This is a genomic window from Streptomyces sp. SID12501 (assembly GCF_010550245.1).
In the GTDB taxonomy this organism is placed as follows: domain Bacteria; phylum Actinomycetota; class Actinomycetes; order Streptomycetales; family Streptomycetaceae; genus Streptomyces.
Genome location: NZ_JAAGLU010000385.1, coordinates 1 through 536 on the forward strand (window position 1 = coordinate 1; position 536 = coordinate 536).

Annotated in this window: 1 pseudogene; it reads right to left on the minus strand. The window is 72.2% G+C overall.

Annotated elements, in window-relative coordinates:
* Nucleotides 1–536: pseudogene (locus G3I71_RS46360) on the minus strand (acetate kinase); the annotation flags it as partial.

The window sequence follows — 536 nt, forward strand, 5'->3', positions numbered from 1 at the left end:
CGGCACCACGAGGACCGTGACCTTGGCGCCGTCGGGGGAGATGACCGTCGGCTCCGACTTGCGGCCCTCGTTGCGCGCCGCGTCGACCTCGATGCCGAGGGCCTCGAGCCCGCTCAGCGCACCGAGCCGCACGATGTCGTCGTTCTCGCCGATCCCGGCCGTGAACGTGATGACGTCGAGCCGCCCCAGCACCGCGTGGTACGCACCGACGTACTTGCGCAGCCGGTGCAGGTACACGTCGAGCGCCAGGCGCGCGCCCGCGTGACCCTCGGCCACCAGGTCGTGCAGCGCGCGGAAGTCGCTCTCGCCGGCTAGGCCCTTGACGCCCGAGCGGCGGTTCAGCAGGTCGTCGATCTCGTCGATCGACATGCCCGCGTTGCGGTGCAGGTGGAACACGACCGCCGGGTCCACGTCGCCCGAGCGCGTGCCCATGACGAGACCCTCGAGCGGGGTCAGGCCCATCGACGTCTCGACCGCGACGCCGCCGCGCACGGCCGACGCCGACGCGCCGTTGCCCAGGTGCAGCACGATCTGGT